Source organism: Peribacillus sp. CSMR9 (assembly GCF_033141925.1).
Classification (GTDB): Bacteria; Bacillota; Bacilli; order Bacillales; family DSM-1321; genus Peribacillus; species Peribacillus simplex_A.
Genome location: NZ_JAOPHO010000234.1, coordinates 1 through 536, shown reverse-complemented (window position 1 = coordinate 536; position 536 = coordinate 1). Strand labels below are relative to the sequence as shown.

Genomic DNA, 536 nt, shown 5'->3' with positions numbered 1-536 from the left:
GCTTCTACCACTTGATGTTGATTAAAAGCTATAGGTAGCAATAAATTTTTTAAGTCTGGTTCATCAATAATTAAGTATCGAGTTGCTTGAATATTATTCCCGTTAGGTGACTTACTTGCACTTTCAATTAATGAGGTTAGAATTTCTGAATTTATTTTATAACTTGAATCATAATGTCTAACTGATCGTCTTTTTTCCAAGATATTTTTTACACTCATTTTATCAACTCCGAAATTTTTATTTATTGCTCCTTTAATTATAGTAAGCAATAATAAATGAGAAAATAACGCACAAAAATGTGGTATAGCCACTTTTAAGTGCCTATTCAGGAGGGACAGCACATGGTTAACTATAATACTGGAATCAACATTTTTATGAACATTGCAGGTGGAAAATGGAAATGTTTAATACTCTTTTTCTTGAGCCAAAAATCAGTAAGGACAAAAGAGTTTTACGAATTAATACCTGGAATTACACAAAAAGTCTTAACAGATCAATTGAAACAATTAGAAAGAGATGGACTTGTACGAAGAGAA

At 30.0% G+C, this 536-nt stretch carries 2 protein-coding genes; one reads left to right on the top strand and one right to left on the bottom strand.

Annotated elements, in window-relative coordinates:
* Positions 1-218, bottom strand: a 218-nt coding sequence (locus N9I19_RS25065; protein ID WP_317779380.1) for a nitroreductase family protein, incomplete at its 3' end; no start/stop codon positions are given.
* Between the two features lie 123 nt (positions 219-341).
* Here N9I19_RS25065 and N9I19_RS25060 point away from each other — a divergent pair.
* The coding region (locus N9I19_RS25060; protein ID WP_317779379.1) for a winged helix-turn-helix transcriptional regulator at positions 342-536 on the top strand (195 nt) is incomplete at its 3' end.